Annotated in this window: 1 protein-coding gene; it reads left to right on the forward strand. The window is 50.2% G+C overall.

Translation table 11 applies throughout. From position 1 onward, the window contains the following. A partial coding sequence (locus ACKTT2_RS00075; RefSeq protein ID WP_407882731.1) for a condensation domain-containing protein occupies positions 1-2,835 on the forward strand: 2,835 nt, incomplete at both ends.

Here is a 2,835-nt window from a genome sequence, read left to right on the forward strand (position 1 = left end):
AAGTGAAGGTGCGTGGCTTCCGCATTGAATTGGGCGAAATTGAGGCACTCCTGAGTCAACACCCGACCGTGCAACAAGCTGTTGTGATTGCCAAAGAGATTGCGGGTGACAAGCGCTTAGTTGCCTACTTGGTATCCCAGACTGAAGAAACACCAGCGATAAGTGAGTTGCGCTCCTTCCTCAAACAGCAACTGCCCGAGTACATGGTGCCATCTTATTTTGTGGTGCTTGATGTCCTGCCGCTCACACCAAATGGTAAAGTTGACCGCAAAGCACTACCAGACCCCTCCGGAAAATCCGAAGCGTCACATGACTTCGTTGCCCCCAGAACACCGATTGAAGAAATGCTAGCCAGCATTTGGGCATCGCTGCTACAACTTGAGCGGGTGGGCATACATGACAACTTTTTTACCTTGGGAGGACATTCCTTACTGGCAACGCAACTGATGTCGCGGCTGCAAAAGTGTTTTGCAGTGGAGTTACCTTTGCGTAGCTTGTTTGAGTTACCAACTGTCGCTGCCTTAGCTGAGGCCATTGCCACTGCTCAGCAAACTGGACAATCTCAACAAACTCCCCCCATCGTTAGAGTGCCACGGCAGGCCCAAATGCCAGTGTCGTTTGCCCAACAGCGCTTGTGGTTCCTACAGCAGTTCGAGCCGGAAAGTGGCTTTTACAACATTCCAGTGGCTGTGCGTCTTCAAGGTCAACTCAACATCATTGCTCTGGAGCAGAGTCTCAATCACATCATCAGTCGCCACGAAGCCCTACGCACCAACTTTATTCAGGTAGATGGGCAAGTGATGCAGACGATCGCTAACAGCATGACGATCGCACTAGCAGTCGTAGACTTGCAACAGACCGAGCCGACTGAGGGCGAAATTGCCTGCCGACAATTGGTAGTAGAAGAAGCAGTGCAACCGTTTGACCTAGCGTCAGATCTGTTAGTACGGGCGAGTTTATTCCAGCTTCAACCCACAGAAAACGTTCTGCTACTGGTGATGCACCATATAGTTTCAGATGGGTGGTCGATAGGAGTGCTGGTGCGTGAGTTAGCAGAAGTCTACCAAGCTGTATGCAATGAGCTACCAATTGCGTTGCCAGAGTTGCCGATTCAGTATCCCGACTTTGCTGATTGGCAGCAGCAGTGGTTGCAGCAGGAAGTGCTGGCAAAGCAGGTGACATACTGGCAGCAACAACTCGCTGGTGCACCAGCGCTGTTAGAGATGCCCACCGACCGACCGCGACCAGCGATTCAAACTTATAAGGGCTCGGTAGAAAGATTCTCAGTCTCAAAGGAATTGAGCGCGGCGCTAGCTGCCTTGAGTCAGAAACAAGAAGCGACGCTGTTCATGACGTTGTTTGCAGCGTTCCAAACATTGCTATACCGCTACAGTGGACAAACTGACATTTGCGTGGGCACACCGATTGCCAACCGCAATCGCTCGGAAACCGAGGAGTTAATCGGTTTATTTGTCAACACCCTAGTGCTGCGTAGCAATTTATCTGGTCACTCCAGTTTTAGCGATTTACTGTTGCAAGTACGAGAAGTGGCACTTGGTGCTTACGCACATCAAGACCTACCCTTTGAGCAGTTGGTCGAGCAATTGCAGCCAGAGCGTTCTTTAAGCTATACACCACTGTTCCAAGTGATGTTTGTGCTGCAAAATGCGCCAATGCCTTCAATAGAAATGGCCGATCTAACTTTGGTGACCTTGCCAATTGAAAGCTCCACAGCTAAGTTTGATTTAACTCTGTTTCTGGAGAACACAAGCGATGGATTGATTGGGGCGATCGAATACAACACTGACTTGTTTGATGCAACGACGATTGTGCGGATGGTAGAGCACTATCAAACTCTACTATCCGCAGTTGTAGTCGCTCCCCATCAGAAGCTATCAGAGCTACCACTGCTCAGTGCCAGCGAACAACAGCAGATACTGAGCGAATGGAACAATACGCAAGTTTCATATCCCCAAGAGTTATGTCTGCATAAATTGTTTGAGCAACAGGTCCAGAAGACACCGAATACGACAGCAGTAGTCTTTGAAGACCAATGCCTCAGCTACAGTGAGCTAAACGCCAAAGCCAATCAATTGGCGCACTACCTGGGCTCCTTGGGAGTGGGACCGGAAGTGTTGGTGGGTGTGTGTGTCGAGCGTTCAGTCGAGATGGTAGTGGGATTGCTAGGTATACTCAAAGCCGGTGGAGCGTATGTGCCCATCGACCCAGAGTACCCACCTGAACGCTTAGCGTATATGCTCAGTGACAGCCAGGTGAAGGTGCTCCTCACCCAAGAAAAATTAGTCGCCTCGCTGTCTCAGCAATCGGCGCAACTGGTGTGTTTGGATACACACTGGCAAGACATCAGCCACCTGAGTACAGAAAATCCGCACACTGGAGTATCAGCCCATCATCTGGCGTATACAATCTACACCTCCGGCTCAACAGGCAAGCCGAAAGGAGCGATGAACACCCATCAAGGGGTTTGCAATCGCATACTTTGGATGCAACAAGCCTACCAAATTTCCGCAGAGGATCGCGTTTTACAGAAAACTCCCTTCAGCTTTGACGTGTCGGTATGGGAATTCTTCTGGCCATTGATTGCCGGAGCACGCCTGGTGGTGGCACAACCGGGAGGACATAGAGATAGTGCTTATCTAGTGAAGCTGATTGCCGAACAGCAGATAACCACACTGCATTTCGTGCCCTCAATGCTACAGGTGTTCTTAGAAGAACCATTACTGGAAAATTGCGGGAGTTTGCGGCAAGTGTTCTGTAGTGGGGAAGCCCTGCCAAAAGAACTGCAACAGAGGTTTTTTGCGCGATTGGGATGCA

The sequence above is a fragment of the Scytonema hankhaensis NUACC26 genome (genome assembly GCF_045865695.1).
Taxonomy (GTDB): Bacteria; Cyanobacteriota; Cyanobacteriia; order Cyanobacteriales; family Nostocaceae; genus Scytonema.